The sequence below is a fragment of the Streptomyces sp. NPDC001393 genome (assembly GCF_053597455.1).
Genome location: NZ_JBSFIH010000062.1, coordinates 23,723 through 49,523, shown reverse-complemented (window position 1 = coordinate 49,523; position 25,801 = coordinate 23,723). Strand labels below are relative to the sequence as shown.

Annotated in this window: 29 protein-coding genes and 5 pseudogenes; 6 read left to right on the top strand and 28 right to left on the bottom strand. The window is 71.0% G+C overall.

The window, feature by feature from the left end:
• The 6 genes and pseudogenes from ACWC2T_RS39210 to ACWC2T_RS39185 form a co-directional block, all read right to left on the bottom strand.
• Nucleotides 1–638: pseudogene (locus ACWC2T_RS39210) on the bottom strand (proton-conducting transporter membrane subunit); the annotation flags it as partial.
• Complete coding sequence (locus ACWC2T_RS39205; protein ID WP_450675099.1) at nucleotides 638–1,330, bottom strand: hypothetical protein; 693 nt, start codon at nucleotides 1,328–1,330, stop codon at nucleotides 638–640. The gene ACWC2T_RS39205 and the pseudogene ACWC2T_RS39210, both read right to left, overlap by 1 nt.
• Nucleotides 1,327–2,283, bottom strand: a complete 957-nt coding sequence (locus tag ACWC2T_RS39200; protein WP_450675098.1) for a respiratory chain complex I subunit 1 family protein — start codon at nucleotides 2,281–2,283, stop codon at nucleotides 1,327–1,329. Before ACWC2T_RS39200 ends, ACWC2T_RS39205 begins: the two co-directional genes overlap by 4 nt.
• Complete coding sequence (locus ACWC2T_RS39195; RefSeq protein WP_450675097.1) at nucleotides 2,283–4,316, bottom strand: proton-conducting transporter transmembrane domain-containing protein; 2,034 nt, start codon at nucleotides 4,314–4,316, stop codon at nucleotides 2,283–2,285. The genes ACWC2T_RS39200 and ACWC2T_RS39195 overlap by 1 nt, the downstream gene beginning before the upstream one ends.
• On the bottom strand, nucleotides 4,313–4,795 hold the full coding sequence (locus ACWC2T_RS39190; RefSeq protein ID WP_450675096.1) for an NADH-quinone oxidoreductase subunit B family protein: 483 nt from the start codon (nucleotides 4,793–4,795) through the stop codon (nucleotides 4,313–4,315). Before ACWC2T_RS39190 ends, ACWC2T_RS39195 begins: the two co-directional genes overlap by 4 nt.
• 145 nt (nucleotides 4,796–4,940) lie before the next feature.
• Nucleotides 4,941–5,291, bottom strand: a complete 351-nt coding sequence (locus ACWC2T_RS39185; protein ID WP_450675095.1) for an ArsR/SmtB family transcription factor — start codon at nucleotides 5,289–5,291, stop codon at nucleotides 4,941–4,943.
• A 75-nt stretch (nucleotides 5,292–5,366) separates the two neighbouring features.
• On the opposite strand from ACWC2T_RS39185, the gene ACWC2T_RS39180 reads away from it, so the two are divergent.
• Nucleotides 5,367–5,552 carry a hypothetical protein gene (locus tag ACWC2T_RS39180; protein ID WP_450675094.1) on the top strand — a complete coding sequence of 62 codons (186 nt, stop codon included), beginning with the start codon at nucleotides 5,367–5,369 and terminating at the stop codon, nucleotides 5,550–5,552.
• Between the two features lie 23 nt (nucleotides 5,553–5,575).
• Here ACWC2T_RS39180 and ACWC2T_RS39175 read toward each other — a convergent pair whose 3' ends face one another.
• The 7 genes and pseudogenes from ACWC2T_RS39175 to ACWC2T_RS39145 form a co-directional block, all read right to left on the bottom strand.
• Entirely contained in the window at nucleotides 5,576–5,989 is a 414-nt protein-coding gene (locus tag ACWC2T_RS39175; RefSeq protein WP_450675093.1) for an anti-sigma factor antagonist, read from the bottom strand.
• 58 nt (nucleotides 5,990–6,047) lie between these two features.
• Entirely contained in the window at nucleotides 6,048–6,473 is a 426-nt protein-coding gene (locus ACWC2T_RS39170; protein WP_450675092.1) for an ATP-binding protein, read from the bottom strand.
• Nucleotides 6,473–6,880 carry a pyridoxamine 5'-phosphate oxidase family protein gene (locus ACWC2T_RS39165; RefSeq protein WP_450675091.1) on the bottom strand — a complete coding sequence of 136 codons (408 nt, stop codon included), beginning with the start codon at nucleotides 6,878–6,880 and terminating at the stop codon, nucleotides 6,473–6,475. The genes ACWC2T_RS39170 and ACWC2T_RS39165 overlap by 1 nt, the downstream gene beginning before the upstream one ends.
• Nucleotides 6,877–8,601: a SulP family inorganic anion transporter gene (locus ACWC2T_RS39160; protein ID WP_450675090.1), complete on the bottom strand. Its 1,725-nt coding sequence runs from the start codon at nucleotides 8,599–8,601 to the stop codon at nucleotides 6,877–6,879. Before ACWC2T_RS39160 ends, ACWC2T_RS39165 begins: the two co-directional genes overlap by 4 nt.
• Nucleotides 8,598–8,939 carry an ArsR/SmtB family transcription factor gene (locus tag ACWC2T_RS39155; RefSeq protein WP_450675089.1) on the bottom strand — a complete coding sequence of 114 codons (342 nt, stop codon included), beginning with the start codon at nucleotides 8,937–8,939 and terminating at the stop codon, nucleotides 8,598–8,600. The genes ACWC2T_RS39160 and ACWC2T_RS39155 overlap by 4 nt, the downstream gene beginning before the upstream one ends.
• A gap of 166 nt (nucleotides 8,940–9,105) precedes the next feature.
• Complete coding sequence (locus tag ACWC2T_RS39150) at nucleotides 9,106–9,411, bottom strand: zinc ribbon domain-containing protein YjdM (RefSeq protein WP_450675102.1); 306 nt, start codon at nucleotides 9,409–9,411, stop codon at nucleotides 9,106–9,108.
• Nucleotides 9,394–10,133 (bottom strand): annotated as a pseudogene (locus tag ACWC2T_RS39145) (type I glyceraldehyde-3-phosphate dehydrogenase); the annotation flags it as partial. The gene ACWC2T_RS39150 and the pseudogene ACWC2T_RS39145, both read right to left, overlap by 18 nt.
• 133 nt (nucleotides 10,134–10,266) lie before the next feature.
• Between ACWC2T_RS39145 and ppk2 the strand changes: the two are divergent.
• Nucleotides 10,267–11,070 carry a polyphosphate kinase 2 gene (ppk2, locus tag ACWC2T_RS39140; RefSeq protein ID WP_450675088.1) on the top strand — a complete coding sequence of 268 codons (804 nt, stop codon included), beginning with the start codon at nucleotides 10,267–10,269 and terminating at the stop codon, nucleotides 11,068–11,070.
• A gap of 17 nt (nucleotides 11,071–11,087) precedes the next feature.
• On the opposite strand, the gene ACWC2T_RS39135 is transcribed toward ppk2, so the two are convergent.
• From ACWC2T_RS39135 to ACWC2T_RS39110, 6 genes and pseudogenes are all read right to left on the bottom strand, one after another.
• Nucleotides 11,088–11,957 (bottom strand): universal stress protein, encoded by an 870-nt coding sequence (locus ACWC2T_RS39135; protein WP_450675087.1) that lies wholly within the window; start codon nucleotides 11,955–11,957, stop codon nucleotides 11,088–11,090.
• Between the two features lie 5 nt (nucleotides 11,958–11,962).
• Nucleotides 11,963–12,985 carry an alcohol dehydrogenase AdhP gene (adhP, locus tag ACWC2T_RS39130; RefSeq protein ID WP_450675086.1) on the bottom strand — a complete coding sequence of 341 codons (1,023 nt, stop codon included), beginning with the start codon at nucleotides 12,983–12,985 and terminating at the stop codon, nucleotides 11,963–11,965.
• 42 nt (nucleotides 12,986–13,027) lie between these two features.
• Nucleotides 13,028–13,933, bottom strand: a complete 906-nt coding sequence (locus ACWC2T_RS39125; RefSeq protein ID WP_450675085.1) for a universal stress protein — start codon at nucleotides 13,931–13,933, stop codon at nucleotides 13,028–13,030.
• A 301-nt stretch (nucleotides 13,934–14,234) separates the two neighbouring features.
• Nucleotides 14,235–14,837 carry an APC family permease gene (locus ACWC2T_RS39120; RefSeq protein WP_450675101.1) on the bottom strand — a complete coding sequence of 201 codons (603 nt, stop codon included), beginning with the start codon at nucleotides 14,835–14,837 and terminating at the stop codon, nucleotides 14,235–14,237.
• Complete coding sequence (locus tag ACWC2T_RS39115) at nucleotides 14,762–15,322, bottom strand: amino acid permease (protein ID WP_450675084.1); 561 nt, start codon at nucleotides 15,320–15,322, stop codon at nucleotides 14,762–14,764. The genes ACWC2T_RS39120 and ACWC2T_RS39115 overlap by 76 nt, the downstream gene beginning before the upstream one ends.
• Nucleotides 15,323–15,580: 258 nt before the next feature.
• Nucleotides 15,581–16,274 (bottom strand): annotated as a pseudogene (locus ACWC2T_RS39110) (response regulator).
• 187 nt (nucleotides 16,275–16,461) lie between these two features.
• Between ACWC2T_RS39110 and ACWC2T_RS39105 the strand changes: the two are divergent.
• Entirely contained in the window at nucleotides 16,462–17,043 is a 582-nt protein-coding gene (locus tag ACWC2T_RS39105; RefSeq protein ID WP_450675083.1) for a hypothetical protein, read from the top strand.
• Nucleotides 17,044–17,222: 179 nt separating this feature from the next.
• Nucleotides 17,223–17,687, top strand: coding sequence for a pyridoxamine 5'-phosphate oxidase family protein (locus tag ACWC2T_RS39100; protein WP_450675082.1), 465 nt, complete (start codon nucleotides 17,223–17,225; stop codon nucleotides 17,685–17,687).
• Between the two features lie 384 nt (nucleotides 17,688–18,071).
• Here the strand turns inward: ACWC2T_RS39100 and ACWC2T_RS39095 are convergent.
• From ACWC2T_RS39095 to ACWC2T_RS39080, 4 genes and pseudogenes are all read right to left on the bottom strand, one after another.
• Nucleotides 18,072–18,335 (bottom strand): annotated as a pseudogene (locus ACWC2T_RS39095) (radical SAM protein); the annotation flags it as partial.
• Nucleotides 18,332–18,585, bottom strand: a pseudogene (locus tag ACWC2T_RS39090) (glycine radical domain-containing protein); the annotation flags it as partial. The pseudogenes ACWC2T_RS39095 and ACWC2T_RS39090, both read right to left, overlap by 4 nt.
• A 267-nt stretch (nucleotides 18,586–18,852) precedes the next feature.
• On the bottom strand, nucleotides 18,853–19,197 hold the full coding sequence (locus ACWC2T_RS39085) for a pyridoxamine 5'-phosphate oxidase family protein (protein WP_450675081.1): 345 nt from the start codon (nucleotides 19,195–19,197) through the stop codon (nucleotides 18,853–18,855).
• Nucleotides 19,198–19,208: 11 nt separating this feature from the next.
• Nucleotides 19,209–19,571 (bottom strand): hypothetical protein, encoded by a 363-nt coding sequence (locus ACWC2T_RS39080; protein WP_450675080.1) that lies wholly within the window; start codon nucleotides 19,569–19,571, stop codon nucleotides 19,209–19,211.
• Between the two features lie 154 nt (nucleotides 19,572–19,725).
• Here ACWC2T_RS39080 and ACWC2T_RS39075 point away from each other — a divergent pair, with 154 nt between their 5' ends.
• Nucleotides 19,726–20,160 (top strand): Rv1733c family protein, encoded by a 435-nt coding sequence (locus ACWC2T_RS39075; RefSeq protein ID WP_450675079.1) that lies wholly within the window; start codon nucleotides 19,726–19,728, stop codon nucleotides 20,158–20,160.
• A 320-nt stretch (nucleotides 20,161–20,480) separates the two neighbouring features.
• Here ACWC2T_RS39075 and ACWC2T_RS39070 read toward each other — a convergent pair whose 3' ends face one another.
• The 3 genes from ACWC2T_RS39070 to ACWC2T_RS39060 form a co-directional block, all read right to left on the bottom strand.
• Nucleotides 20,481–21,932 (bottom strand): protein kinase domain-containing protein, encoded by a 1,452-nt coding sequence (locus ACWC2T_RS39070; protein WP_450675078.1) that lies wholly within the window; start codon nucleotides 21,930–21,932, stop codon nucleotides 20,481–20,483.
• A gap of 395 nt (nucleotides 21,933–22,327) precedes the next feature.
• A complete protein-coding gene (locus ACWC2T_RS39065) occupies nucleotides 22,328–23,515 on the bottom strand; it encodes a DUF6397 family protein (RefSeq protein WP_450675077.1) in 1,188 nt (395 codons plus the stop codon).
• 127 nt (nucleotides 23,516–23,642) lie between these two features.
• Nucleotides 23,643–24,056 (bottom strand): roadblock/LC7 domain-containing protein, encoded by a 414-nt coding sequence (locus tag ACWC2T_RS39060; protein WP_450675076.1) that lies wholly within the window; start codon nucleotides 24,054–24,056, stop codon nucleotides 23,643–23,645.
• A 91-nt stretch (nucleotides 24,057–24,147) separates the two neighbouring features.
• Here ACWC2T_RS39060 and ACWC2T_RS39055 point away from each other — a divergent pair, with 91 nt between their 5' ends.
• Nucleotides 24,148–24,576 (top strand): PPOX class F420-dependent oxidoreductase, encoded by a 429-nt coding sequence (locus tag ACWC2T_RS39055; protein WP_450675075.1) that lies wholly within the window; start codon nucleotides 24,148–24,150, stop codon nucleotides 24,574–24,576.
• Nucleotides 24,577–24,584: 8 nt separating this feature from the next.
• Here ACWC2T_RS39055 and ACWC2T_RS39050 read toward each other — a convergent pair whose 3' ends face one another.
• Nucleotides 24,585–25,187 carry a GTP-binding protein gene (locus ACWC2T_RS39050; RefSeq protein WP_351204768.1) on the bottom strand — a complete coding sequence of 201 codons (603 nt, stop codon included), beginning with the start codon at nucleotides 25,185–25,187 and terminating at the stop codon, nucleotides 24,585–24,587.
• 197 nt (nucleotides 25,188–25,384) lie between these two features.
• Nucleotides 25,385–25,795 (bottom strand): DUF742 domain-containing protein, encoded by a 411-nt coding sequence (locus ACWC2T_RS39045; protein ID WP_450675074.1) that lies wholly within the window; start codon nucleotides 25,793–25,795, stop codon nucleotides 25,385–25,387.
• Nucleotides 25,796–25,801 lie beyond the last annotated feature (6 nt).

Below are 25,801 nucleotides of genomic sequence, written 5' to 3'. Positions count from 1 at the left end.
ATCCCGGCCGAGCAGATCACCACGTACTTCCAGGCCGCCTCCACGGAGGCGCGCGTGTGGCGGTGGCCCACGAGGAAGGCGGTGACGATCGTGGTGGCCTCCACCGCAACCCACAGCACGCCCAGGTTCGCGGTGACCACGGCCAGGGACATGGCGGCCAGGAACGCCTGCACCAACGCGTGATAGCGCCACACGGTACGGTCGTTCGCCCGCCCGGCGACCCGCTCACCTCTCAGAAACGCGGGGGCGGAGCCGCAGGCGATCAGTGCGACGGCGCCGACCACCAGCAGCATCCACGCGGTCAGCGCATCCGCTCGCAGCAAGCCCGAGTACGCCCGCCGCGGTCCTCCGCCGACCACATCCCTCGCCAGCAGGCTCCCGCAGGTGAGGATCACGGCGGGCGAGACGAGCCCGGCCCAGTCCCGCGCATCCCACCTGGGCACCTTGCCGGGCTCGGGCGCCTCGGCCACCAGGACGGAGCCCTGTGCGGACACGCGCTGCCGGGCCTCGGTGAACGTCACGGCGAGGGTTGCGGCAGCCGTGCGCGTGCGCAGTGCGGCGAGTGCGTACCCGCCGGCCACGACCAGCGGAACAGCGGCGGGCGCGGTGAGGAGCATCGCGGAAGCAGTCGGGCTCATCAGTCGTGCAGCTCCCGCAGGTCGTCGATGTCGGTCGTGCCGAACGCCTCCCGCATCCGGGTGGTGAGGATCTGCAGCACCAGCACCGCCAGCAACACGTCGAAGGAGACGCCCAGTTCGACGATCAGCGGCACGCCGGAGGTGGCGAGGAAGGCGGTGGCGGTGATGCCGTTGTCCAGCAGCAGGAAGCCGACCACCTGGGCCAGCGCCCGCCTGCGGGTGACCAGCACGAAGAAGCCGATCAGGACGACGGCCAGGCCCACCGGCAGGGCGCGGGTGGCCGGCGTGGGGTCCAGTGCGGTCAGGGGCCGGGCGACGGCGTAGGCGAGCAGGGTGAGCAGGGAGGCGGTGAGCAGCGAAGCGGCGACGTTGACCAGTGGCTGGGTCTCCCGGGTCTCGGCGCCTCCGGTGCCGTGGCCTTGCCGGTCCTCGGCGAGCGCGGCCAGGGCATGCCGCATGAGATACGGCAGGACGCCCGCCCTCAGTACGCCGACACCGAGGCCCACGGCGACCAGGTCCCACCGCTCTTCGTGCACACCGAGCAGGACGGCGATCGCGGCCAGGGCGACGCCCTGGAGGGCGAAGACTCGGACGATCGCGGCGAGTTCGCGCCGCCACAGCACGATGACGGCGGCCAGCAGGAAGGCACCGCAGGCCAGGTCGAGGAGCTGGGTGTAGAGGCCGCCGCTCATGGTGCTCCGTTCAGGAAGTAGGAGGAGGTCACCGCGAGCAGCGCCAGCAGGAAGGAACCGGCAAGCAGTTCCGGCACCCGGAACAGCCGCACCTTGGCCCAGAACACCTCGGCCGCGGCCAGTACCGCACCCAGCAGCACGAGCTTCGCCGTGAACAGCACCAGCGCGACCACGAGAGCGGCCCAGGAGGTGCCGGTGGCGATGCCCCACGGCAGGAACAGGGAGGACAGCAGGCCGAGCAGCAGGGTGAGCCGCATCTGGGCGCCGAGTTCGACCAGTGCGAGGTCCGGGCCGGCGTACTCCAGGACCATCGCTTCGTGGATCATGGTGAGTTCGAGGTGGGTGGAGGGGTTGTCGACCGGGATCCGCCCGGTCTCCGCGAGCACGGCCACCGCGAGCGCGGCGGTGGCGAGCAGCCCGGCCGGGGACGCGAGGCGGGCCGGGTCCCGGGCGGCACCGGAGACGATCGCCGGGATGTTGGTCGTGCCGGCCGGTATCGACAGCGCGAACACCGACAGCAGGATGGTCGGCTCCACCAGGGCGGCGACCGTCATCTCCCGGGAGGCGCCCATCCCGCCGAACGCGGTGCCGGTGTCGAGTCCGGCCAGGGCGAGGGCGAGGGTGCCGAGTGCGATCAGCGCGACCACCACGATGAGGTCCGCGTGCGAGCTGACCGGGGTGTCGGTGGACAGCAGCGGCACCAGGGCGGCGGCCACCAGGGTGGTGGCGACCAGCAGCGCGGGGGCGGCGCGGAACGCGAGCCCGGTTCCCACCGGGGTGATGGGCTCCTTGCGCAGCAGCTTGCGTGCATCACGCCAGGGCTGGAGGATTCCGGCTCCGGCCCGGCCCTCCAGGCGGGCCCGCACCTGCCGCATCCACCCGGTCAGCAGCGGCGCTGCGGCCACGACGGCCACGACCTGGCCGACGACGGTCACGTACCCGATTGCGTTCATCACCAGCCCACCGCCAACGCCAACAGCAGGACGACCAGCCCGGCGAAGCCGTAGCCGAGATACAGGTGCACGCTGCCGCCCGCCAGCCGCCGCGCCGCCTGCCCGGTCCCGGCCAGTGCCCGCAGCACCGGCTCGTACAGCCGGTGCTCGATCCGGTCGGGCACCCGGTGCTGGAAGCGCACCCGTTCCACCAGGTACGCCGACTCGCGCACCGGGGTGACATTCACGTCCTGCTCCGGGGCGAGGATGTCATCGAAGACCCGCTGCAAAGGCTCCGCGAACGAGGTCGCCGTGTACGCCATGCGCGGCGTCGGCGCCCCGCCCCCGCAGTCCCACAACCGCGCGTGCACCCGACGCTTGTGGCGGCCGTAGAGCCTGGGCAGCCCGGCCGCGAGCAGGATCGCGGCCGTGAGGGCAGCCACCACCCACACCGGCGACAGGGAGGCGGAGATGCCGGCGAGTTGCACCTTCAGCCCGCCACCCGTGAGTGCCCCGCTGCCCGGCAGCCCGACCGCGCCGATGGCCCGGTCGAGGCCGTCACCCAGCAAGCCCGGCACCACCGCCAGCGCCACGACACCGACGGCGAGCAAAGTCATCCCGGCGAGCATCAGCGGCGGCGCCTCCCGCGCGGATGCGGCCCGCTCGTCGTGCGGCCGGGCGGAGAACCCGACACCGAGCGCCTTGACGAACACGGCCGCCGCGATGCCCGCCGACAGGGCGATCAGCGCCACCGACAGTGGCAGCACCACGGCGACGGCGACGCCGGGCACGCGGAGCCCGTGGATGAGGGACTGCAGCAGCAGCCACTCGCTGACGAAGCCGTTGCCCGGCGGCAGCGCCACCGCACCGAGCGCGGCCAGCGCGAAGAACCCGGCGGTGGCGGGCATCCGGGCCCGCAGCCCGCCCATCCGGTCCAGATCGCGTAGCCCGGTGGCGCGCAGGACCGACCCCGCCGCACAGAACAACAGGGCCTTGAACGCTGCGTGGTTGACCACGTGCAGCAGCGCCGCCGCCAGCGCCAGCGCGGCCAGCGGCCGGTCGCCGTAGGAGGCGAACAGCCCGGACGCCCCGACCCCGATCAGGACCAGGCCCATGTTCTCGCTGGTCGAGTACGCCAGCAGCCGCTTCAGGTCGGAGGCCATCGCCGCCTGCAGAATGCCGTACACGGCACTTACCCCGCCCACCGCCAGCAGCCCCAGCCACCACCACCCCGGACCACCGCCGAGCAGATCCAGCCCGGTACGAACCAGGCCGTAGACGCCGAGGTTGACCATGGCGGCACTCATCAAAGCCGAGACGGGACTGGGCGCCTCCGGATGGGCCCGCGGCAGCCAGGCGTGCAGCGGCACCGCACCCGCCTTCGACGTGAACGCCGCCGCCACCAGCACGAACACCAGCCCGCGCACGGTCGGCGAGATGCCGTGTGCGCCCGCCCGCAGCGCGGCGAAGGTCTCCCCGCCCGCCCGCGCGGCGAACAGCGCAAGCCCGGCCAGCAGCAGCACCAGGCCGAGGTGGCTCATCACCGCGTACCAGACACCCGCCTGCCTGACCGAGGCCCGCTCCCGGTGCTCGCTCAGCACCAGCAGCAGCGAGCCGAGCGCCATCAGCTCCCACAGCAGCAGGAACGTGGACACCGACGCCGCCACCGGCACGAGCACCAGCGTGAGCGCGAACAACGGCAGCACCGCCTGCGCCGTACGCGAGCCGAGCCCATGCGCGCCATGCCCCGCCGCATAGCCGATGCCGTACACACCGACCGCGGCCACGACGAACCCGGCCACCGCCATGAACAGCCCCGCCAGCGCATCCACCGCCACATGCGCCCCGGCCAGCGGCACCACCCCCGGGTAGACAGCCGCCCACCGGCTCCCGCCCAGTGCAGCCACACCCGCCGCGCCACCACTCACCCCCACACCCGCCGTCAGCACGCCAACGACCGGGATGCGCACACGGTACGGCAGCACAACTCCGGCCGGCGTGCCCGCGCCGCCCAGTGCTGCGGCCGTCGCCAGGGCGGCCGGAATCACGCTCACCGACCGGTCACCCTCCTCAGCGCCGCCACGATCGCCTCCGGCTCCGGCGGGCAGCCGGGCACGGCCAGATCCACCGGTACGACGTCGCAGACCGCGCCCTCGACGCCGTACCCGCCGGCGAACTCACCGCAGTCGATCGCGCAGTCCCCGACCGCGACCACCAGCCGTGGCTCCCCCATCGCGGCGACCGTCCGGCGCAGCGGCTCGGCCATGTTCCGGGTCACCGGGCCGGTCACCAGCGCCACGTCCGCATGCCGGGGCGAGGCCACCAACCGGGCTCCGTACCGCTCGGCGTCGTACACCGGATTGAACGCGACAGCGATCTCGATCTCACAGCCGTTGCACGAGCCCGCATCCACGCACCGCACCTGCACCGAACCACCCAACTGCCGGGCCTTCTCCGGCACTTCGGCGCGCGGGTGGGGCGGCGCCGGTTCGGCCACCCGCCCGGTCTCGCGGATCTTGCGCAACAGGCCCATGAACCTCTCCCCGAAACGGTGAGAATCCGTCTGCGCGTGGCCAACGGGCCACACCACAAGTGGAGTTACTGCCGCTTTCCGATATTTTGCCCTGGTTTACGAAATGTTGTCGCAGAGGAAGGCGATCGCCGTCCGATGGCCGTCGCTACGACGGCGGCTTCCCCTCCAGCTGGGCCGCCTGCAGGTCGGCAAGCAGTTCGGCTTGCCCGGCCAGCACGCCGGAGAGGATGGTGCGGGCGATCCTGAGGAGCTCGGCCACGTGGGGACTGGTCAGGGAGTAGTACACGGTCGAGCCCTCCTTACGCGTCTTGACCAGGTTCGCCCGGCGCAGCACCGCCAGCTGCTGGGACAGGTGCGCGGGCTCGATACCCACCTCGGGCAGCATCTCCGCGACCGCGTGCTCGCGTTCGCTCAGCAGTTCCAGGACACGGATCCGGGCCGGGTGACCGAGCGTCTTGAAGAACTCGGCCTTCAGTTGGTACAGCGGCGTACTCATCGTTCCCGATTCAGCGGTGACGACCTCAGTAATTGCTAACATTAGCAATTACTGAGGTCTCGTGAGGAGGATTGCGTGAGGATCACCCCACTGCGCGGCGCAGGCATCACGTGGCTCACGTGCCCCGCCTGCCGCCTCAAGTGCCGCCCTGCTGCCGTCGGCCAGGACGGCAACTGCCCGCGCTGCGGCCACCACCACATGCTCAAGCTGTCCCTCGGCGGCCGTCCCGCTCAGCAGGCCCCGGAGAGCGACCGCAGCTGACCTGCGCGCACGGTCACCCGGGATTACTCTCCTGGCCGGTCTCCCGTCGGCCACCCCGTCGTACGCCACTCATGGCGTCCCTCCACCTGCTCCCCTGGCTCCGCGCTGTGCGCGGCGAGCGCGGCGGCCAGGTGGGCGTGCACCGGGATGAGCGGGCGGTCCCCGTCCGGGACGAGGGAGCCGTCGGCGGGGATGGCGGCCAGTTCCAGGCTCCGGCCCGCCTCCGCGAGGCGGCGGGCGGCATCGGTGATCGCCAGTTGGCCGTCGGCGGACCAGCCGCGCAGCCGGGTCAGGTCGATGATGACCGGGCCGGTACCGCGGGCGACGACCCAGCCGATGGCGCCGGTGAAGCGCCGCACGGCATCCGGCCCGAGGTATCCGGCGACGGACAGGATGCCGAGGTTCTCCTCGACGGTGTAACGCCAGTCGATGGTCATCGTCGTGAACTTTCTTGTGCGGGTGGCCAGTCGGGGATCGGCTCGGGGATCAGGCGGGTCAGAGGGGAAGGGTGATCCATACGCTCTTGCCCTCGCCGTCGGCGTCCGGTCGGACGACCGCGGTGCCACTCAGACCGAGAACGAGCTCCATGACGGTGCCGAGACCGCCCGTGCTGCCTCCGGTCACTGATCCGTACAGCGGCGGTTGGTAGGGGTGGCGGTCATGGACGGCAAAGGCCAGGCAGTCCCTGCCCGCCGCATAGATCACCGTGAGCTGCGGGGAGCGGACGGCGGCGTGCCGGACGCTGTTGGTGACGAGTTCGCTGAGGATCAGCAGGGCCGGGCCCACCGTGGGGTGACGCCGCCCGATCCCCCACTCCACCACCGCCAGCTCCGCGGTTTCGCGGGCGATCCGGACCGCGGACGGTTCGCTGGGCAGCGTGAGCACATGCCGGTACGGCAGGGCTTCCAGCTGCGTCGACATCACACGTCTGCCTGCGCGAGGCGGAATCCAGTGACGGTTTTGGGGTGGATCCGCAGGACCGCGTCGTGCGGACCGTGGACCCAGCCGGCCAGGGTGCGCCGGTAGTGGGCGACCTCGTCGCGATCCGTGATCACTTCGGCGGGGCCGACCACGGTCACGGTCCAGCCCGTACCCGTCGCTTCCTGGATCTCGTCGACGTAGTACGTCGCGGTCTCGGGCACCGCCACGGTCGGGGCGGGCGTGCGCACGACCAGTCGCCCGTACTCGAACACATGGCGGGCCGGGCGGATGACAGGCCGCTCCCGCAGCACGTAGAGCAGGTGTCCCAGGCTGCCGCCCTCCAGCAGCCACAGCGCCTCGGCGCCGGACAGATCGAGCATGCGCAGCGGGCTGGGAGACGCGTTCATCGGATGGCTTCCTCCGGCGAGGGACTGGTCGCGGGGGCGGGGACGGCGGGCAGGACTCCGGCGTACTCCAGGTGGTCGCGGGCGCCGCGGATCGCCTCGGGCGTGGTGGTGTACTCCCGGCCCTCGTGACGCAGCAGCTCCAGCGCGCCGACGGAGTCGAGGACCTGGCGCTGGCCGGGGCGTATGCCGGAAGCCAGGACGAGGATGCCGCGTCGGCTGAGTTTCTCGACCGCGTCCTTGAGGACCAGGGCGCCGGTCGCGTCCATGGTCGACACCCTGGACATGCGCAGGACGACGACGCGGACGTCCGCCACTTCGGTCAGCTCCAGCAGGAAGCGGTGGGCGGCGGCGAAGAACAGCGGACCGTCGATGCGATAGGCGACGATGTGCTCGGCGAGCAGGGCGTGTTCCTCGGCGCTGTGGTTCCCCTGATCGAGCGGCACCTGGTCGAGGCTGGCCTGCTTGGCCACCGCACGCAGGGCGAGCGCGCCCGCGACGACCAGGCCGATGATCACGGCGTAGACGAGGTCCAGGGCGAGTGTCGCGACAGCGGTCAGGACGAGTATCACCGCGTCCGAGCGGGTCGCCTTGGCCATCGCCCGCAGCGAGCCGACCTCCACCATGCGGATCGCCGTGGCGAGCAGGACACCGGCGAGGGCGGCGAGCGGGATCTTGGACACCAGAGGCGCTGCGGCGAAGACGATGACGGCGAGGACGGCGGCGTGGGTGAGCGCGGCGAGCCGGGAGCCGGCGCCTGTGCGGACGTTGACGGCGGTGCGGGCGATCGCGCCGGTCGCCGGGACGCCGCCGAACAGGGGTGCGGCGATGTTGGCCAGTCCCTGGCCGAACAGCTCCCGGTCCGGGTCGTGCTTCTGGCCCACCGTCATGCCGTCGGCGACCGAGGCCGACAGCAGTGACTCCAGCGCGGCCAGGGCCGCGACCGCGACGGCCGGGGCCAGCAGGGTGCCCAGGGAGCCCACGTCCAGGAAGGACAGCGAGGGCACCGGCAGCCCCGTCGGCAGGGCGCCGATCGGCTTCGCCGCGTCCAGGCCGGCAACCTGGGCCACGATCGTCGCGGCGATCACCGCGACGATGGAGAACGGGATCGTCGGCCGCCACCGGGCGCCGACCAGCATGACCACGGCCACGGCGGCCGCGAAGGCGAGGGAGGTCCAGTTCGGGGCCTTCGCGAACTCCTCGATCGCTCGCCAGGTGACGACCAGGACCCGGTCGCCCTCGGGCTTGGGAACGCCCAGGGCGTTCGGGATCTGCTGGAGCCCGATCACGCAGGCGATGCCGAGCGTGAAGCCCTCGACCACGGGGGCGGGCACGTACTGCATGTACTTCCCGGCGCGCAGCGCGGCGAGCGCGACGAGCATCAGGCCGGCCATCAGACCGACGGTGAGGACGCCGGACGGGCCGTACTTGCCGACGATCGGCACGAGGACGACCGTCATCGCCCCGGTCGGCCCCGACACCTGCAGATTCGAGCCTCCGAAGATCGCGGCGAGCGCACCGGCGACCACGGCGGTCGCCAGGCCCGCCTCCGCACCCAGTCCGGAGGAGACCCCGAAGCCGAGCGCGAGCGGCAGCGCGACGATCGCCACGGTCAGTCCGGCCAGCAGATCCCGGCGCGGGTCGCGCCGGATCTGATCCAGATCGGCGCGGACAGGCAGCAGCGAGGTGATCCGGGCCCGGACCCGGCTGATCCCCGAGGTCATCGCGCGGCGACCTCGGCTTCCCGCAGCTCGGCCAGCAGCTCGTTCCGCCCCGCCAGCATCTCGGTCAGGATCCGCCGGGCCGCCTTCATCAGGTCGGCGACATCGCCGCCCGCCAGCTCGTAGACCACCGTGGAGCCATCCCGGGTGGAGGTGACGATCCCGGAGCGGCGCAGTACGGCCAGCTGCTGCGACAGGCTGGACGGCTCCACCTCTATCTCCGCGAGCAGGTCCCGTACCGGCTTCGGCCCGTCCTGCAGGAGCTCCAGCACCCGTATCCGCACGGGATGACCGAGCATCCGGAAGAACTCGGCCTTGGCCTGGTACAGCGGAACGGACACGACCCCTCAGCTTCCCCTTCAAGGCCCCCATCTGGGGGCGGACGCGCGTGGCTGTGCCCGCGGCTATCTGCAGGCACAGCCAACACAGCATCTAACCAATTGCGAAATTTTGCAATTCAGCATCAGTCTGCAGCCCGGCGCCCCTGCACCGGCGGTGCAGGGGCGATCAGGCCTTCTTGACCACGCTGGACTTGAGCTGCATCGCCCCGAAGCCCTCGATCTTGCAGTCGATGTCGTGCCCGTCCACCCCGTCGACCAGCCGGATGTTGCGCACCTTGGTGCCGGCCTTGATCCCCGAGGGGCTCCCCTTCACCTTGAGGGCCTTCACGACGACCACGGAGTCGCCGTCCTGCAGCACATTGCCGACAGAGTCCTTGACGACCCGCTCCCCGGTGTCCCCGCCTTCAGACGCGCCCTCGGCGGGCACCCATTCATGGCCGCACTCCGGGCACACCACAAGGGCGTTCAGCAGGCCGTCGGTCGCCGCGGCGAAGGCGGCGTTGATCTCGTCGGCCGTGACCTCGCGGTTCAGCACGACCGTCAGGTCGGTGAGCGAGCCGCCCTCCACGGGCACCCGGACGGCGATCCCGGCCAGCGCCCCGGCCAGCTCCGGCAGTACAAGGCCGACGGCGCGGGCGGCACCGGTGCTGGTCGGGATGATGCTCAGGGCCGCCGAGCGGGCGCGGCGCAGGTCCTGGTGGGGGCCGTCGAGCAGCGACTGCTCGTTGGTGTAGCCGTGGACAGTGGTCAGCAGGCCGCGGTCGATGCCGAAATTCTCGTCGAGCACCTTGACCTCGGGGCAAGACAGTTGGTGGTGCAGGAGGCGGCCGAGATGATCCGGTCACGGTGCCGGTCGTAGGTGTGGTCGTTGACGCCCATCACGATGGTGGCGTCCACGCCCTTGCCCGGCGCCGGCAGCAGCACGGCGTGGGCGCCTGCCTTCAGGTGCAGGGCCGCCGGGTCGCGCTCTGCGGTGATGTTGATGCGGCGGCCGTCGACGGTGAGGGAGCTGTCGTCGTGGATGACCTCGCGTCCGATGTGCCCGAACGTGGAGTCGTACTCCAGGAGGTGGGCGAGGGTGGCGGGAGGGGCAATGTCGTTGATCACGACGACGTGGACGTCCTGGGTGCCCGCCTCCGCTCGGTCGAGGGCCGCGCGGAGACAGGTGCGGCCGATGCGGCCGAAGCCGTTGATGCCGACACGGGTGGTGGCAGCCCCAAGGGCCTACGGTGATGGCGTACCGTTCTTCGCCGGACAACACGGTGATGTAGTGGTGTTTCGACCTGGTTGTGCGTGACGTTGTGAGTTGTCGGGCGATGGAGGCGGCGTGGCCGGTAAGAAGGCGGCGAAGCTGCCAGTCGCGGTGTACGAGAAGGAACTTCTGCGCCTGCAGACGGAGTTGGTGAAGCTGCAGGAGTGGGTGAAGGCGGAGGGCGCCCGGCTGGTGATCGTCTTCGAGGGGCGGGACGCGGCGGGCAAGGGCGGCACCATCAAGCGGGTCGCGGAGCACCTCAATCCGCGGGTGGCGCGGATCGTGGCCCTGCCCAAGCCGACGGAGCGCGAGCGCACCCAGTGGTACTTCCAGCGGTACGTCGAGCACCTGCCGGCCGCCGGGGAGATCGTGCTGTTCGACCGCTCCTGGTACAACCGGGCCGGCGTGGAGCACGTGATGGGCTTCTGTACCAATGAGGAGTACCAGCTCTTCCTGCGGCAGTGCCCGATCTTCGAGCGGATGCTGGTGGAGGACGGGATCCTGCTGCGCAAGTACTGGTTCTCGGTGAGCGACGCCGAGCAGCAGGAGCGGTTCCGGCGTCGCCTGGAGGATCCGCTGCGCCGATGGAAGCTGTCGCCGATGGACCTGGACTCGATCACGCGCTGGGAGGCCTACTCGCGGGCCAAGGACGCGATGCTGGTGCACACCGACATCCCGGAGGCGCCCTGGTACGTCGTGGAGAGCGACGACAAGCGGCGAGCGCGGCTGAACATGATCGCCCATCTGCTGGACTCCGTGCCGTACCACGACGTGCCGCCGCCGGTCCTTGAGCTGCCGCACCGGCCGCCGTCGACCGGCTACGAACGCCCGCCGCGCGATCTGCAGACCTACGTCCCCGACCACGCGGCGAGTCTCTGAGCGGCCGGCCGCCTCCCTCACGTCCGCTGGGGTACGACGGCGACCGGGCAGGCGGAGTGATGCAGCACCGCGTGCGCAACGCGGCCCAGCTGAAGGCCGTAGTGGCCCTCGCGGCGCCGAGCCCCGACCACGAGCAGGTCGGCGTCGGCCGAGGCGTCCAGCAGCACGTCGCGGACGTGGCCCTCGACGGTACGCCGGTGCACCTCGACGTCGGCCGGGATCTCCTGCAAGGCCGCTGCCAACGCGTCGACGGCCTGTTGCTCGTGCAGCCGGGCGGGTTCGCCGGCCGGCAGGGGGTGGCCGGTCGTCTCGTGCGCGGGGCAGCGCCAGGCTCGTACGGCCTCCAGTGGCACGCCTCGACGTCGCGCCTCCTCGACGGCGAAGTGCACGGCCGCTGTGTCCTCCGGCTTGTCGCCGACGCCCAGGACGATGCGGCGCGCCCCGGAGCGGACCCGGTTGTCATGGCTGCCACGCAGCACGATCACCGGGCAGTGCGCGTGCCCGGCCACGGTCACACTGACGGAGCCGAGAAGGGCCTCAGCCAGGGTGCTGCGACCGCGCGAGCCCAGGACCATCGCGGCGGCGGCGCGGCTCTCCCGTACCAGCGCGTACTCCGGTTCCTCGGGCAGCACGTCGGTGGTGACCTTCACGTCGGGCTGACGGCTGTGCGCCCTACGCGCGGCCGACTCGACGATGTCCTCGGCCATCACCTGCTCGGACGGCTTGGCGACATCATCCGCGAGCGAGGTTCCTTCGTACCGTTCCCACAGCGAGGCGTACACCAGCCTGAGCGGCAGCCCGCACAGGGCGGCCTCGTCGGCCGCCCAGTCGACGGCGCGCAGGCTCGGCTCCGAGCCGTCCACGCCGACGACGAGAGGGAGCTCCATCGTCCTCACCTTCCCGCGCCCAGGTCGAAGACGATCCGGGCCTTGATCTCGCCGCGCAGCACCGCGTCGACGGACTCGTTCACGGAGGCGAGCGGGCGGGTCTCGTAGATGACCTTCGTGCGGCCGGCCGCGTGGAGCTGGAAGACCTCGGTGAGGTCCTGCCGCGTGCCCACGATCGAGCCGATGACGGACGTGCCGTTCAGCACGGTGCCGAAGATCGGGACCTGAAGGGTGCCGTGCGCGGGCAGGGCCACCATGACGAGCTTTCCGCCGCGCCGCAGACCGGAGTTGACCGCCTCGAACGCGGCCGGGTTCACCGCGAGCGCGATCGCGGCGTGGGCGCCGCCGTGCCGCTTCAGCTCCTCGCCGACATCCTGCTTACGGGCGTCGATGACGAGGTCGGCGCCCAGCTCCGTGGCGAGCTGAAGCTTGTCGTCGGTGACGTCGATGGCCGCGACGGTGGCTCCGGCGATCTTGGCGTACTGCAGGGCGAGGTGGCCGAGACCGCCGATCCCGGAGATCGCGACGAGCTGGGCGGGCCGGACATCGGCGACCTTCAGCGCCTTGTAGGTGGTGACGCCGGCGCAGGTCAGGGGGGCGGCGTCCAACGGGGTGACGCCCTCGGGCACGGGATGGGCGAAGTCGGCCCAGGCCAGCATCTTCTCGGCGTATCCGCCGTCGCAGCCGTAGCCGGTGTTGGTCTGCTGCTCGCACAGGGTCTCCCAGCCGGACAGGCAGTGCTCGCACCGCCCGCAGGCCCTGCCGAGCCATGGCACCGCGACGCGCTGTCCGATCGACAGGTGGGTGACGCCCTCGCCGAGTTCCTCGACCAGGCCGACGCCTTCGTGGCCGGGCACGAACGGCGGGGTGGGCTTGACGGGCCAGTCGCCGTGCGCGGCGTGGATGTCGGTGTGGCACAGCCCGGAGGCCTCGACGCGGATGCGGACCTGGCCCGGGCCTGGTTCGGGGTCGGGGCGTTCCTCGATGACCAGGGGCTCGCCGAAAGCTCGTACGACCGCTGCCTTCATGATCTTCACTCCTTGGGGGCTACGGGGTTCAGGGGTGTGCGTTCAGGCGTGCGCGACGACGGCGACAGGGGCGGCGGAGTGGTGCAGGACGGCGTGGGTGACGGTGCCGATGCGGGCGCCGACGGAGGAGCGGCGGATGCGCCGGCCGACGACGACCAGGGAGGCGTCGCGGGAGGCCTCGATCAGGATGAGCGAGGGGCTGCCGTAGTGCGACTGCTCGACGACCTCGACGTCGGGGTACTTCCGCCGCCACGGGCGCAGCACTTCGCTGAGGATTACGGCGTCGCCCTTCGCCATCTCCCGCTCGACCGCAGGTTCCAGGGCCATGCCATAGGCGTAGTAGGGCGGCGGGTTCCAGCCGTGGAGGACCCGCAGCGACACCTCACGCCGGGCGGCGGCCTCGAACGCGAACCCGATCAGCGTCTCGTCGGGGCCGGCGACGTCGAGTCCGAGCACGACGGGACGCAGCGGTGTGGCCGCGGACGGGATGCCCGAAGGGTCCGTCTCGTGCTCGTCCGCGGCCTGTTCGCCGGCGCGGACCAGGACGACGGGCCGCTCGGTGTGCGCCACGACCGCGAGGCCGGCCGAGCCGACGAGGAAGCCGCCGATCCCGCCCAGGCCTCGCGATCCGAGGACGAGCAGCTCGGCGTCCTGAGCCGCCCGGACCAGGGCGTCGGCGGGCAGTCCGGTGAGCTGTTCGGTGGTCACCTCGACGCCGGGGTGGCACAGGCGCAGGCTCTCGGCGGCCTCGCGGGGGATCCTCTCCGTCCAGTGCTGGAGGGTCTCGGCCCCGCGGTGGGTGGCTTCGGCCAGGTGCTCGGGGATCGGCTCCCAGGCGTGGACGAGCTTCACCGGCAGTCCGCGCAGCTCCGCCTCGCGGGCCGCCCACTCCGCCGCGGCGCGGCTCTCAGGCGAGCCGTCGAGGCCTACGGTGATGGTGCGGGGCATGTTCTCCACCTCCCGAATCGGGGCCCCGAGGGGACCCGATTCCAGCGTTGGGATGTATGAGCCGTCGACTTCTTGACGTCCCTCACTCTCGTCGGCTGCGAGGGGGCCGCGCCGGATGCCGAAGGTCTCCGGCCGTGGGGCTGAACGTCCCTGTCCACAGGGTCTGTTGGGCAGGAGATGCGCAAGCCCGCCGACGAGACGCCGCATCGGTCTCGCGGCCATGGACGCTGAGTAGACGGTCTGGTAGCCGCTGTGGATCGACCAGTACGAGAAGGCGAGGGCGAGCCCGGCGACGGTGACGTCACGGGCGAGAGTGCGGGGGCTGAGGCTCTCCCGGCCGCGCACGAGCAGCCAGTACAGCTGGGCGGCGGCGGAGAAGAGGTAGGGGGATCACAGCGGTGAGCACGCTGAGCAGCACGATCTTGGTGAAGACGTTGTCGAAGCGGGTGTAGCTGGACACCGTGATCAGCGAGGCCGGCACGGTGGATGCGACGATGCCGAAGGCCGGCACGTCGCTCTCGCCGCGCAGCCGGGCCAAGGCGCGCGGGAAGAGACCGTCGCGGGCGGCCGCGTGCGGCATCTCCGCGCACAGCATGGTCCAGCCGTTGAGGGCGCCGATGCCGGAGATGATCGCGGCGACCGCGACGATGTCGCCGGCCCAGCTGCCGCCGAAGATGTTGTTCGCGGCGTCGGTGAACGGCGCGATGGAGTCGTCCAGTTTGCCGTGCGCGACGGTGCCGAAGACGGCGAGGGTGCCCAGGATGTAGATGACGGCGCAGACGAGCGTGCCGTAGACGGTGGCCCGGGGGACGTTGCGCCCCGGCTCGCTCACGCGTCCGGCGACGACGGAGGCGGCTTCGAGGCCCAGGTAGCTGAACTGGGCGATGGCGCCCGCGGCCGAGATCGCGCCCAGCGCCGACTGGCCTCCGGCGTTGAACGGGCCGAAGTTGTGGGCGTCGACGAACAGCAGCCCGACGGTGCCATGAAGACCAGCGGGACGAACTTCAGTACGGTGGTGATCACCTGGAACGCGCCCATGGTGCGGACGCCGGTGAGGTTGATCGCGGCGGGAATCCAGAGCCCGACCAGCGCGAGCAGCACCGAAATCCACTTCCTGTGCCCGGTGTTGACGAAGGCCTCGCGGGCGTACACATACGGGCCGCCACTCGCGGGAACGCGCTTGGACAGAGCACCGATGGTCAGCGCGAGCGCGCCGAGGGTGACGGCGACGAACGCGACCAGGGAGATCGGCCCGTACGGGGCGAGGGCGGACGGCAGCGCGAAGACTCCGGTGCCGATGATGCTGCCGATCACGAGAGCGGAGGCGGCGGGAAGGTCGAGCCCCGCCGTGGGCGCCGTCCCCTTTCCGCCTCCTGTGGTTCTGGGCATGGCTGAGGCTCCTTACGGACCGGTGTGGGTGAGTCGGTCCGCGACTGATCCTTCTGCTCCTCGACCGCACGCAGTCAGCGGCCACACGGCCCACGCGCGACCCCGATGGTCCCGCTGCCGTAGGCAGCGACCATCCAGCTTCCCGGGCTCCAGCAAGGCGGCCCAGGCCAGTCAAGCGCAGGGCATCGAAGCCGCTGAACAGTGCTCGCGTACTGCCGCGTGGGGCTCAGCTTTCGGGAGATACCGGGCCGGCGGATGTCAGTGCCCTTCCTGCCTCTGCCGGTCCTGGACCTGGGTGGCGATGACGGCGGCCTGGATGCGGCGTTCCACGCCGAGCTTGGCCAGCAGGCGGGAGATGTGGTTCTTCACCGTCTTCTCGGCCAGGTAGAGCCGCTGGCCGATCTGACGGTTGGTCAGACCTTCGCCGATCAGAGCCAGGATCTCCCGCTCGCGCTCGGTCAGGCCTTGCAGGCCGTCCGACTGCTGTTCCTCCTGTTGGCCACCGCGCAGCCGGGCCATCAGCTTGGTGGTGGCGCTCGCGTCAAGGAGGGACTGTCCGGCAGCCACGGTGCGGACGGCGGACACCAGGTCCGAGCCCTGGATCTGCTTCAGGACGTATCCGGAGGCGCCCGCCATGATCGAGTCGAGCAGGGCTTCTTCGTCGTCGAAGGAGGTCAGCATCAGGCAGGCCAGCTCGGGCATGCGGCGACCGGAGTTCCCGGCACACGGTCACACCGTCGCCGTCGGGCAGGCGGACGTCGAGCACGGCAACCTGCGGTCGCAACGCGGGGACACGCACCAGCGCCTGCTCCACCGTGCCGGCCTCGCCGATCACCTCGATGTCCGGCTCGTCGTTCAGCAGGTCGCCTACGCCGCGCCGTACCACCTCGTGGTCGTCCAGCAGGAAGACCCGGATCGGGCTGCCGGTGCCGGGCTGCTCGCCGTCCGCCATCAAACTGCTCCCTGGTTTCGTGTTCCACACCGATCCCGCGCGTGGACGGAATCGGCCCTCCGCAGCGAGATCCTTCTCGAATCCGGGCCGGACGGCCAGGGCCAGTCGGCCCCATTCCCCATGGTCTCCCGCGGCCAAACGCTGCCGCTGCCTCCGGGGTGCGAAGTGGCCCGGCGTTCCGCACCAGATGACTGCCAAAGACACCGACGCCCACCTCACCACCACCGACGCCGTACGGGTGCGCGTGCAGGGCGATGTGGACGAGGAAGCCGTCGCATACGTCCGGGGAAAGATCGACGCGGTCCTCGGCCGACCCGGGGTTCCGGCCGTGAGCGGTGCGGTGAGGGTCGCCAAGGCGGTGGCGCACCACGCCGAGCGGCCCTGGTCCGCCGGGGCCGAACTCGTCGTGGGGAAGAACCTCGTCGTCGTGCATGCCCAGGAGGCCACCGCACATGAACTGGCGGACGGGTTGCAGGATCGGCTGCGCAGCCAGATGGATCGTGCCCTGCACCGCAAGCAGGAGGCCGCAGGTCGGCCACGCCGCCTCCGTGGCGCGGCGGCCGTGCCGACGGCGGCCGGGATGAGAGCCCCACGGTGCTCCGGTGACCAGTGCCGCCAGCCCTCGGGCCGGGCGAGAGTGGAGGGGGACCATGGACACGGACACGGACGCAAACGCAGATGCAGACGCAGACGCAGACGCAGACGCAGACGCAGACGAGGGCCGAACGACCCTGGCGTGAACAGCTCCAGTGCCGTTCCAATGACCTGATCGAGCCTGTCCGTGGCCTCCGCCCGGGCACCGCGGACGGGCAGCCGCCCCGGCCTCGAAGGGACGACGCACATGCCCCACCGGTGCAACTGCCGCCGCCGCGACAGGCCACGCACTCGCCTCGCCACGCCGACCGAACACACACAGCAGTGAGCAACGAACCCGCACGGAAGCCACCCATGAGCATCGACACCCCACAGACCGTCCCAGCCGGGCCACGCCGGAGCATGGAGCTGGACAGGGACGAAGCAGTGCGGCTGCTGGAGAGCGTGTCCTTCGGAAGGATCGTCTTCACCCGCCACGCGCTGCCGACCGTCCGCCCGGTCAACCACGTCCTGGACGACGGCGAGATCATCATCCGCACCCACGAGGGCGCGGCCCTGACCGCGCACGCCGGGCAGGCCGACGGCCAGGGCGTCGTGGTGGCATACGAGGCCGACTCCATAGACCCCGACACCCACCTCGGCTGGAGCGTCGTGGTGACCGGCTACGCCTGCCTGGTGACCGACCCGCAAGAGCTGGCCCGCTACCAGGAACTGCTCACCCCCTGGGTGAACCAGACCATGGACTACGCGGTCCGCATCCGGCCCGATCTGATCACCGGCGTCCGGCTCACCGCCGACGGCGAGACCGGCGGCGCCTGATCACGCTCCCTCTCAAGCTGATACGGCATAGGAAGCCTCAGAAGCCTCCGGGTTCTCACGCCGCATTCAGTCGGAAACCGGATCTGCTCACCGCGCCCAGGGGCGCGTACAGGTACGGCTGCCGCCCATGAGCGTGGACGAGGTGCAGCGGAACGTCACGGAGCAGGGCTTCCCCGGCCGCCCAGTCGACGTCTGTCAGGCTCGCTGGTCTCTGGGGATCCGTTGGGACTGCGGTGATGGTGCGGGCATCTCGGTCTCCTTCAAAGTCACGACTTCAGTGTTGAGGGCAGTCACTTGGGACAGGAGGGACCTCAAGGTCCCTGTGCGGAGGCCGAGTGGCCCACACTCGCGTGAAGGTGCGGCGGGCATCGGCCGGCTCACAGCGCCCGCAGCCCGTGCTCCCGTGTGACGTCCGGCTTCCTTGCAGCAGTGCAGGAGGGAGCCGGTGAACGCCGGCTGGAGCAGCGGCTCGCCGCCAGTGATGGTCACCCCTCGCCCGGCCGTGCTCAGGAGGCCCCGGTACTTCTCGATCTCCTCCACGACGTCGTCGACCGAGGTGGCCCGCCCGTCGCGCATGTGCCAGGTACCGGGGTTGGCGCAGTAGAGGCTGCGCAGCGGGCAGCCGCTGACGAACAGGACGAACCGAGACGGACGAAGTTGACCGCGTACCCGGAGACTCGAATGGTCAACTCGGGTTATCAGGGTGTTCCATGGCATCCTCGATCAGCGCCTGGTTCACGACGTTGACGTTCATGTGGAAACCGCCGAAGGCCATGTACCCGTCGAGGATGCCGACTGGGTTGCCGGCCCGCTCCACAAGATTGTGGCCGAGTCACTCGGGTGTGATGGTCGTGGTCAGCGAGATGCCGTCTCGGGCCTCCTCGTACGGCAGCTCCGCCTATAGCCCCGTACGTCGATCCGGGCTCGGCCAGCGAATCCACGCCAGGCCTCGGCGGGTGCGTCGACGTCCGGACGGGATGCCACGGTCGTCACTGCCTCCGCATCGTTCGCGACACCGCACACGGACGGTTCCGTGAGCGGCTCCGCTGACGATGCTCCCCGTGTGCCCCTGCCCGGGGCAGGGCCGGCGGGAACCCGTCGCCGCGCCGTCCGGCCCCGCACCGTTGGGTGCTTCGGGTCAGGTCACGGCGCAGATGCCCAGCGGTCAGGCGGAGAGGTGCAGGCCGTACATCGTGCGGCCCCCGACGAGTTCCCGCCCGGTGACCAGTTCGGGCTCGATGCGCACGAAGACCTCTACGGGCGAGGGAGCCCAGGAAGACGGGCCGATCCGCTCCAGGCGCGCCACCTCGGCCGGATCCGTCACGATCTCGGCCCGGCCGGTGACGACGACGCTCCAGCCGAAGTGCGTCTCCACATCGGCCGCCCGGTCGGGGTCGGCTCGGTTGCGGTACTCGGCTTCCGTGGCCACGCGGAGCACCCGAGCCGTCTGTGCGGCCCCAGGCTTCAGCGGAAGCGGCTTGCCGGAGAAGGGGAACCTGCTGCTGTGCATGCGCCAGATCATCAGGTAGAGGTCGGCGCGGTGCCCCAGAGTGTGCCGCTGGCCCGTCCCGGCCAGCTGAAGGTGGCCGGCAGGCCTGGGTCCTCGGGGTCCGGCAGCGGGCGTACGACAGGTGCCCAGCCGAAGTGGGCCGCAGCGACGCGGAGGTTGAAGACAGCGGCATTGGCAGACAGATGCAACGCCCGGCCGACAGGATCGGCGTGGCGCAAGCCACGCTCGGGTGCGGCACGCAGCTCCAGCGCGACGTTGTCCGGGTCAAGCCGGAAGCGCCACGGCTGGGTGTTGTAGAGCGAGGGCGCGGCCCCGGCGGCCGAGATGCAGGCTTCCAGGGTCGCAGCGTCGAGGGGCGCGGTGCGCGCGGCCACAGAACCTCGGTGTGTCAACAACCTGCTGGACCGAACGGCCCAGCAGGGGCCCTGACTTGGCCCGATCGTCCCTTCGTTTCCGCCTGACCGGACCCTGCCATGGCAAGGCCTGCGGCTGTCACCTTCATGTGTGACGACGAGGAGGTGCGGAGTCATGTACGAGAGCAGGCCCGCGAACAGGAAGCGCAGGCGCACGAGGGTGCCGCTGTGGAGATGGCGGAATAACCCGATCTGGCGACGCGACGACGTCCTCGAGGCATGGCTCGTGCTGGCCGTATGGGTGCTCATCGCGGTGGGTGGCACGGCCGCCGGTGTGGTGACGGCCCACACTCCCGACCAGGTCTTCGCCCTGCAACGGGCCGAACGGACCCCCGTTCCCGCCGTTCTCCTCGACGACGTCCCGCGCACCGCGACCTCGGAGGTGGGCAAAGACCTGGCCTCGGCAAAGGTCCGCTGGACGACCTCGGACGGCTCCACGCGCAGCGGCATGACGCTGGTGACCACCGGAAAGACGGCAGGCTCCACGGTCAGGATCTGGCTCGACGGCCAGGGGAAGCTGAGCTTCCAGCCGCCGACCGTCACCAGGTAGGCCGTCGAGGCGGGACTTTTCGGTGCTTCGGCCGCCCTCGCCGTGAGCGGCGTGGTGTTCGGCATCGGGAACGCCGGCCGGACGTACCTCGACCGTCGGCGCATCCAGCAGTGGGACAGGGAATGGACCCTGATCGGGCCGAAGTGGAGCCACGGGACCAGCTGACCGGCGAACGCCGTGCAGTCCCCGTCAGACTCACCCGGGCGCGTCGGCAGTGCAGCCCCGCCTCATGGGTACGCACACGAGGAGCCTGTTACCGGCTGGGCCCGAACGGCGGCGGCGACAAGCCCCCGCGCTCATGAGCCGACGGCCACGCGGCGTCACGCCGGTGGCAGCAACGGTCCTTCCGGCGCTGTCCGCCTGTCTCGGGCCCTGCGCCGCACGAGTGTGACGGTCTCCCAGGTCACGGCGGCCGTGGCCACCAGCGACAGCAGCAGGTAGAAGACGAAGAGCTTGTGCAGGTCGTCGAGGAAGTACCAGATCGATGCGGTGGCACTGAACCAGAAGGCGACCAGTGAGCCGGCGCCGCGCTCCTGGCTGCGGACCGCGCTGACCAGGCAGCAGGCGGCGGCAAGTGCCAGCAAGGCGGCGATGGCGACGTACGAGTGGGCCCAGCCGACGTCGGCGCGCCGCAGTTCGGAGTTGACCGCCACGGCTTCGGCCACCGGCCCCCATGCCATCACGCACGCCAGGCGCGCCGACCACGGCAGCGTCACCACGCCCAGGACGCCGGCCGCAATGGCGACCCAGCCGAAGTGAGCGGTGTCCACCAGGTGACCATGTGCGCACAGCAGCGACAGCAGGCATCCGAGCAGGGCCAGAGCGCGGTCGGTGGACGGGCGCAGCGAGATACGGAACGTGTCCCGGACAGCGGTTCGGCCGCCGGACCGCGTCGCCGGGGGCCGCGGCGCGGGGGCCTGGGCTGTCGGCACGGATGTCTGTGTCAGGGCGTCGGTGAGGGCCGCGCGCATCTGTCCCGCGTCGGCGAATCGTTCCGCCGGGTCCTTGCGCAGTGCGCGCAGGATCACTGCCGCAACCGCCGGCGGCACCTGTGGCCGGAGCCGGGAGGCCGGCTCGGGTTCGGTGTACAGGTGCTGGTGCATGACGGCGAACGGCGAATCGCCACGGAACGGGGTCTGCCCGGTGAGGAGTTCGTGCAGCAGGCACCCCATCGCGTACAGATCGGCCCGATGGTCGATCTCCGCGCCACTGATCTGCTCGGGCGAGAGGTAGGCGGGGGTGCCTATGGTCGCGCCGCTGCCGGTTATGCGGGTGGCGGCCTCGCTGAACGCCTTGGCGATGCCGAAGTCGAGGACCTTCACGGTGTCAGGCCCGATGAGCATGATGTTCGAGGGCTTGATGTCCCTGTGCACGATGCCGCGTTCGTGGCTGTGCCGCAACGCGTCCAGTACCGCGCAGGCCACCTTGATCGCTTCGGCGACGGGGAGTGGGCCGTCGCGCAGGGCCTCCGCGAGGGTGGCGCCTTGCACGTACTCCATGACCAGGTAGGGGCGCGGGCCGTCCGGGTGCGGCTCCTCGCCGACGTCGTGGATGGTGGCCACCGCAGGGTGGTTCAGCGCGGCGACCGCGTGCGCCTCGCGCCGGAAGCGGGCTCGCGACTGCGGATCGTGGGCCAACTCCGAGGAGAGCAGCTTGACCGCGACGGTGCGGCGCAGCTGCCGGTCCACTCCCCGATGGACCGTTCCCATGCCACCCTGCCCGAGCTTCTCGACCAGCTCGTACCGGCCACCGAGGACCATATCCCGCCCCACTCACGCCTCCCGTGAATCTGAAACCCGGCGCAGCTTACGGCGCGACCTCGGCGGGCCGACGTCACCGCGACAGTCCGGCGGGTCGCAGAGCGGGAGCGCGAGCCCACCGGCGAGCTCACGTGACCAGTCGACCATCGCCCAGGACGCTGCCGTTCCGGGCTATGGTCAGCGTTCCGTACAGGCGCACAGCGAGTTCACCCGTACGGCCACGGTCACAGCTCAAGATCCGGACCCTGCCCAGGCCAGGGCACGCTATGCAGCAACTCGTTGAATGCACTGGCTACCACCCACCGCCCGCGTGTGATTGCTCGGTGACCTGCATGCTTCTCGGTCGTCCAGAAGGGCCTGTTCAGGTCCCTGTGACGAGCAAAGGCCGGGCCCTGCGGCCGGGTGGTTCAGACCCGCGCGGGCCGGGGCCTTCTCCCCCGCAGCCAGGCGCGCAGGCCTCGCTTGGCCCGCGTCGGGGACTGCTCGGGCCTGCGGTGTCCCCGGCGGGTCGACGACGGCGCGGCCATGGGCACCGTCGGCGTCGCGTGCCACTCGAACGCCCGGACCACGGGCTTGTCCTTCGGCGCAGGCGGCCCCGGCAGCGGTCCGCCACTTGATCCGCAGGCCACTGTCACCGGCCTGTTCTCCGGCGCGGGCGATCCGGGCAGCGGCTCGGCTGCCCGGGCCGCGGCCCACTCCGCCCCGGGCTCCGAGGGCGCCGGCAGGCTCGGCGCCGTGGGTCGTGTGACCGTGCCGGCCATCGGCGGCACGGGCGTGACAGGACGCACGGTCACCGCGACGCGACGGGCGGCCGGACGCGGGGCCTGTGAGACGGCGCGCGCTTCCTCGAGCAGATGGGCCAGTTCGCTGCGGAGCCACTCGATCTCGTCCGCGTCCTGCGCGATGGTGATCCGCTCGGCAAGGTGCGCGGCAGGCGATCCCGCCGTGGCCTGACCGGGTGGCGCGGGCCGGAACCGGTGCAGATAGGCACGATCGTATGGATCCCGGACGACATCGGCGATCTCGACAGCTGAGAGGAAGGCTGCGACGGCACCGGCCCGAACCCATGGATCCTCCGCCTGCCGCAGCAGGAACCCGAGGTGGCGTCCCCGCCAGTTGCGGGCGCGCAGGTCCACCCCGGCCTCCAGCTGGCCGCGCAGGTTCTCGGGCATGCGCCCCTTGAGCAGGTGGGCGTTCTTGGTGTCCGAGGTGAAGTTCCGCAGGTCTTCGGCCAGATACAGCCAGACCACGGCTCGGTAGCGGTTGAGGTACCACTTCACCGGCACGAGCAGGCCCAGGCGGGCGAGGCGGGTGAACCGCCCGGCCGGGATCTCCATGAGCGAGGCGCCCTCGGTGGTACCGACCACCCGCACACGCGCGCGGAGGGCGTCCTGGCAGCCCTCCCGTGCACGAAGGCGGTCGATCTCGGCGCGCTCCACCCTGCGGCCCCCTCCTCCGCCGTCGTCGGGCACACTCCGGATGTGCCCGAGGTGCACGGCGAGGTCGAACTCGCCCCGTTTGAGGCCCAGTTCCCGAGCGGCATGGCCCGGTGTGCAGGTAGTGGGCCGGGGCGGACCGAAGGTGCTTGTCGACATGGTCGTACTCCCCCGTGGAGTCGTTTGGCTCACGCCTCGTGCGTTCGCCGTACGCACACGGTAGCCAATGCGGCGCAGAGCGTGGCGGCCTGTGGATAACTCCGGAACCGCGGGGGAAAATCGCAGGTCAGACGTCTTTAGTGGGAGTGCGCTCCGGTTGTCTGGCGTCGACGCCGAGGTGCTCGCCGACGCGGTTGACGAGCAGGGCCATCTCGTAGGCGATCTGCCCGATGTCGGCCTCCGCGCCGCTGAGCACGCACAGACAGCTGCCGGTCCCTGCCGCGGTGACGAACAGCACCGCGTCGTCGTACTCGATCATGGTCTGGCGTACCGTGCCGGCGCCGAAGTGGCGGCCCGACCCCTTGGCCAGGCTGTGCAACCCCGATGCCACGGCGGCCAGATGCTCGGCGTCCTCACGGCGTAGGCCCGTGCTCGCGCCCGTGACCAGCCCGTCGTTCGACAGGACCAGCGCGTGCCGCACGTCGTCCACTCGCTCGGTCAGATCGTCCAGGAGCCAGCCGAGTCCCTGGTTCTGCGCCATCTCCGTCTCCCCGTGTGATGTCTCCCCCTGGCTGGAGGAACTCCCCGCCAGCCTTCCCCACGTCCGGCGTCCGGGCAAGCAGGATGGGCGCATGGCACAGAAGATGACCGACGAGGAATGGCGGGCGTTCGTCTCGCACGGCACCCGGACCGGAAAACTGTCCACCGTACGCGCCGATGGGAGCCCTCATGTGGCCCCGATCTGGTTTCTGCTGGACGGGAACGAACTGGTCTTCAACACGGGCAAGGACACCGTCAAGGGGCGCAATCTCGCCCGGGACGGGCGGGTCTCCCTGTGCGTGGACGACGATCGGCCGCCGTTCCACTTCGTGGTGCTGAACGGCCGCGCACGGCTGTCGGAGAACCTGGACGAGGTGCGTCATTGGGCCACCCGGATCGCCGCCCGGTACATGGGTGAGGACCGCGCCGAGGAGTACGGCGCCCGCAACGGTGTTCCGGGCGAGCTGCTGGTCCGGGTACCGGTCGACCAGGTGGTCGCCGTGAAGGATCTGGCGGCCTGAGCGGCGGGTCAGCCGACCGAGTCCAGGAGCCGGGCGGTGTGCATCCGCCCGGCGTACTCCACGAGCCGGATCAGGACTTCCTTGCCGGAGTCCCGGTCACGCGCGTCGCACAGCACCACGGGGGTGCCGCGGTCGAGGTCGAGGGCGCGTGAGACGTCGTGTGCGCCGTAGGTGCGGGCGCCCGCGAAGCAGTTGACGGCCACCACGAACGGGATGCGCCGGTGCTCGAAGTAGTCGACCGCGGGGAAGCAGTCCTCCAGGCGCCGGGTGTCCGCGAGGACGACGGCGCCGAGCGCACCCTGGGACAACTCGTCCCAGAGGAACCAGAAGCGGTCCTGTCCCGGTGTGCCGAAGAGGTAGAGGGACAGGCCGGAGCGGATGGTGATGCGGCCGAAGTCCATGGCGACGGTGGTGGTGACCTTCTGGTCCACGCCGTCGGTGTCGTCCACCAGCTGCCCTGCCTCGCTGAGGAGTTCCTCGGTGCGCAGCGGCCGGATCTCGCTGACGGCCCCGACCAGGGTCGTCTTGCCGACGCCGAAGCCGCCGGCAACCAGTATCTTCAGCGCCAGGGCGGTGGTGTCGCCGACGGCTTCGGAGTGCTCGGTGACCATGATCACTTCTCTCGGGAGGGCCGGCTGCGGGCGGCGTCCGTCTGCTGCGGGCGCGAAGGCAGCATCATGACAACGGAGCCACGACTGCGGGCTGTTGGACCGGAATGCACCTGATGTGACCGACTCGCGCCCATTCGGGGGCGGAGCGCGTACGGATCGGGATGCTGCGCGGCGCACGGCGGCCTCGGCACGTTCATCTACAGCGCCCGCAATCCCTCGATGACCTCGCGGAGAATCCGCTCGTCGGGCAGGTGAGCCGGCGGCACCGGACGGCTGATGACCACGCAGCCGAGTTCCAGGAGGTCACCAAGGAGCACCCTGACGACGCCGACGGGAAGGTCGGCGTCCGCCGCGAGTTCGGCGACGGACTGTGTCTCCGTGCGGCACAGTTCGATCAGGGTCCGGTGCTCGGGTCCCAGCGCGGCCTCCTCGAGTGCCGGCGCCGCGGGGTCGAGGGTGACGAGCGCGATCAGGTCGAAGCGCACCCCGGTGGGACCCGGCTGGGTGCGCCCGCCCGTCATCGCGTACGGGCGCACGAGTGGTCCGGCCTCGCCGTCGTACCACTGACTGCCGGGCTCCCACGGGCCGGTGCCTGGGTTCTCGGTCATCTGTGC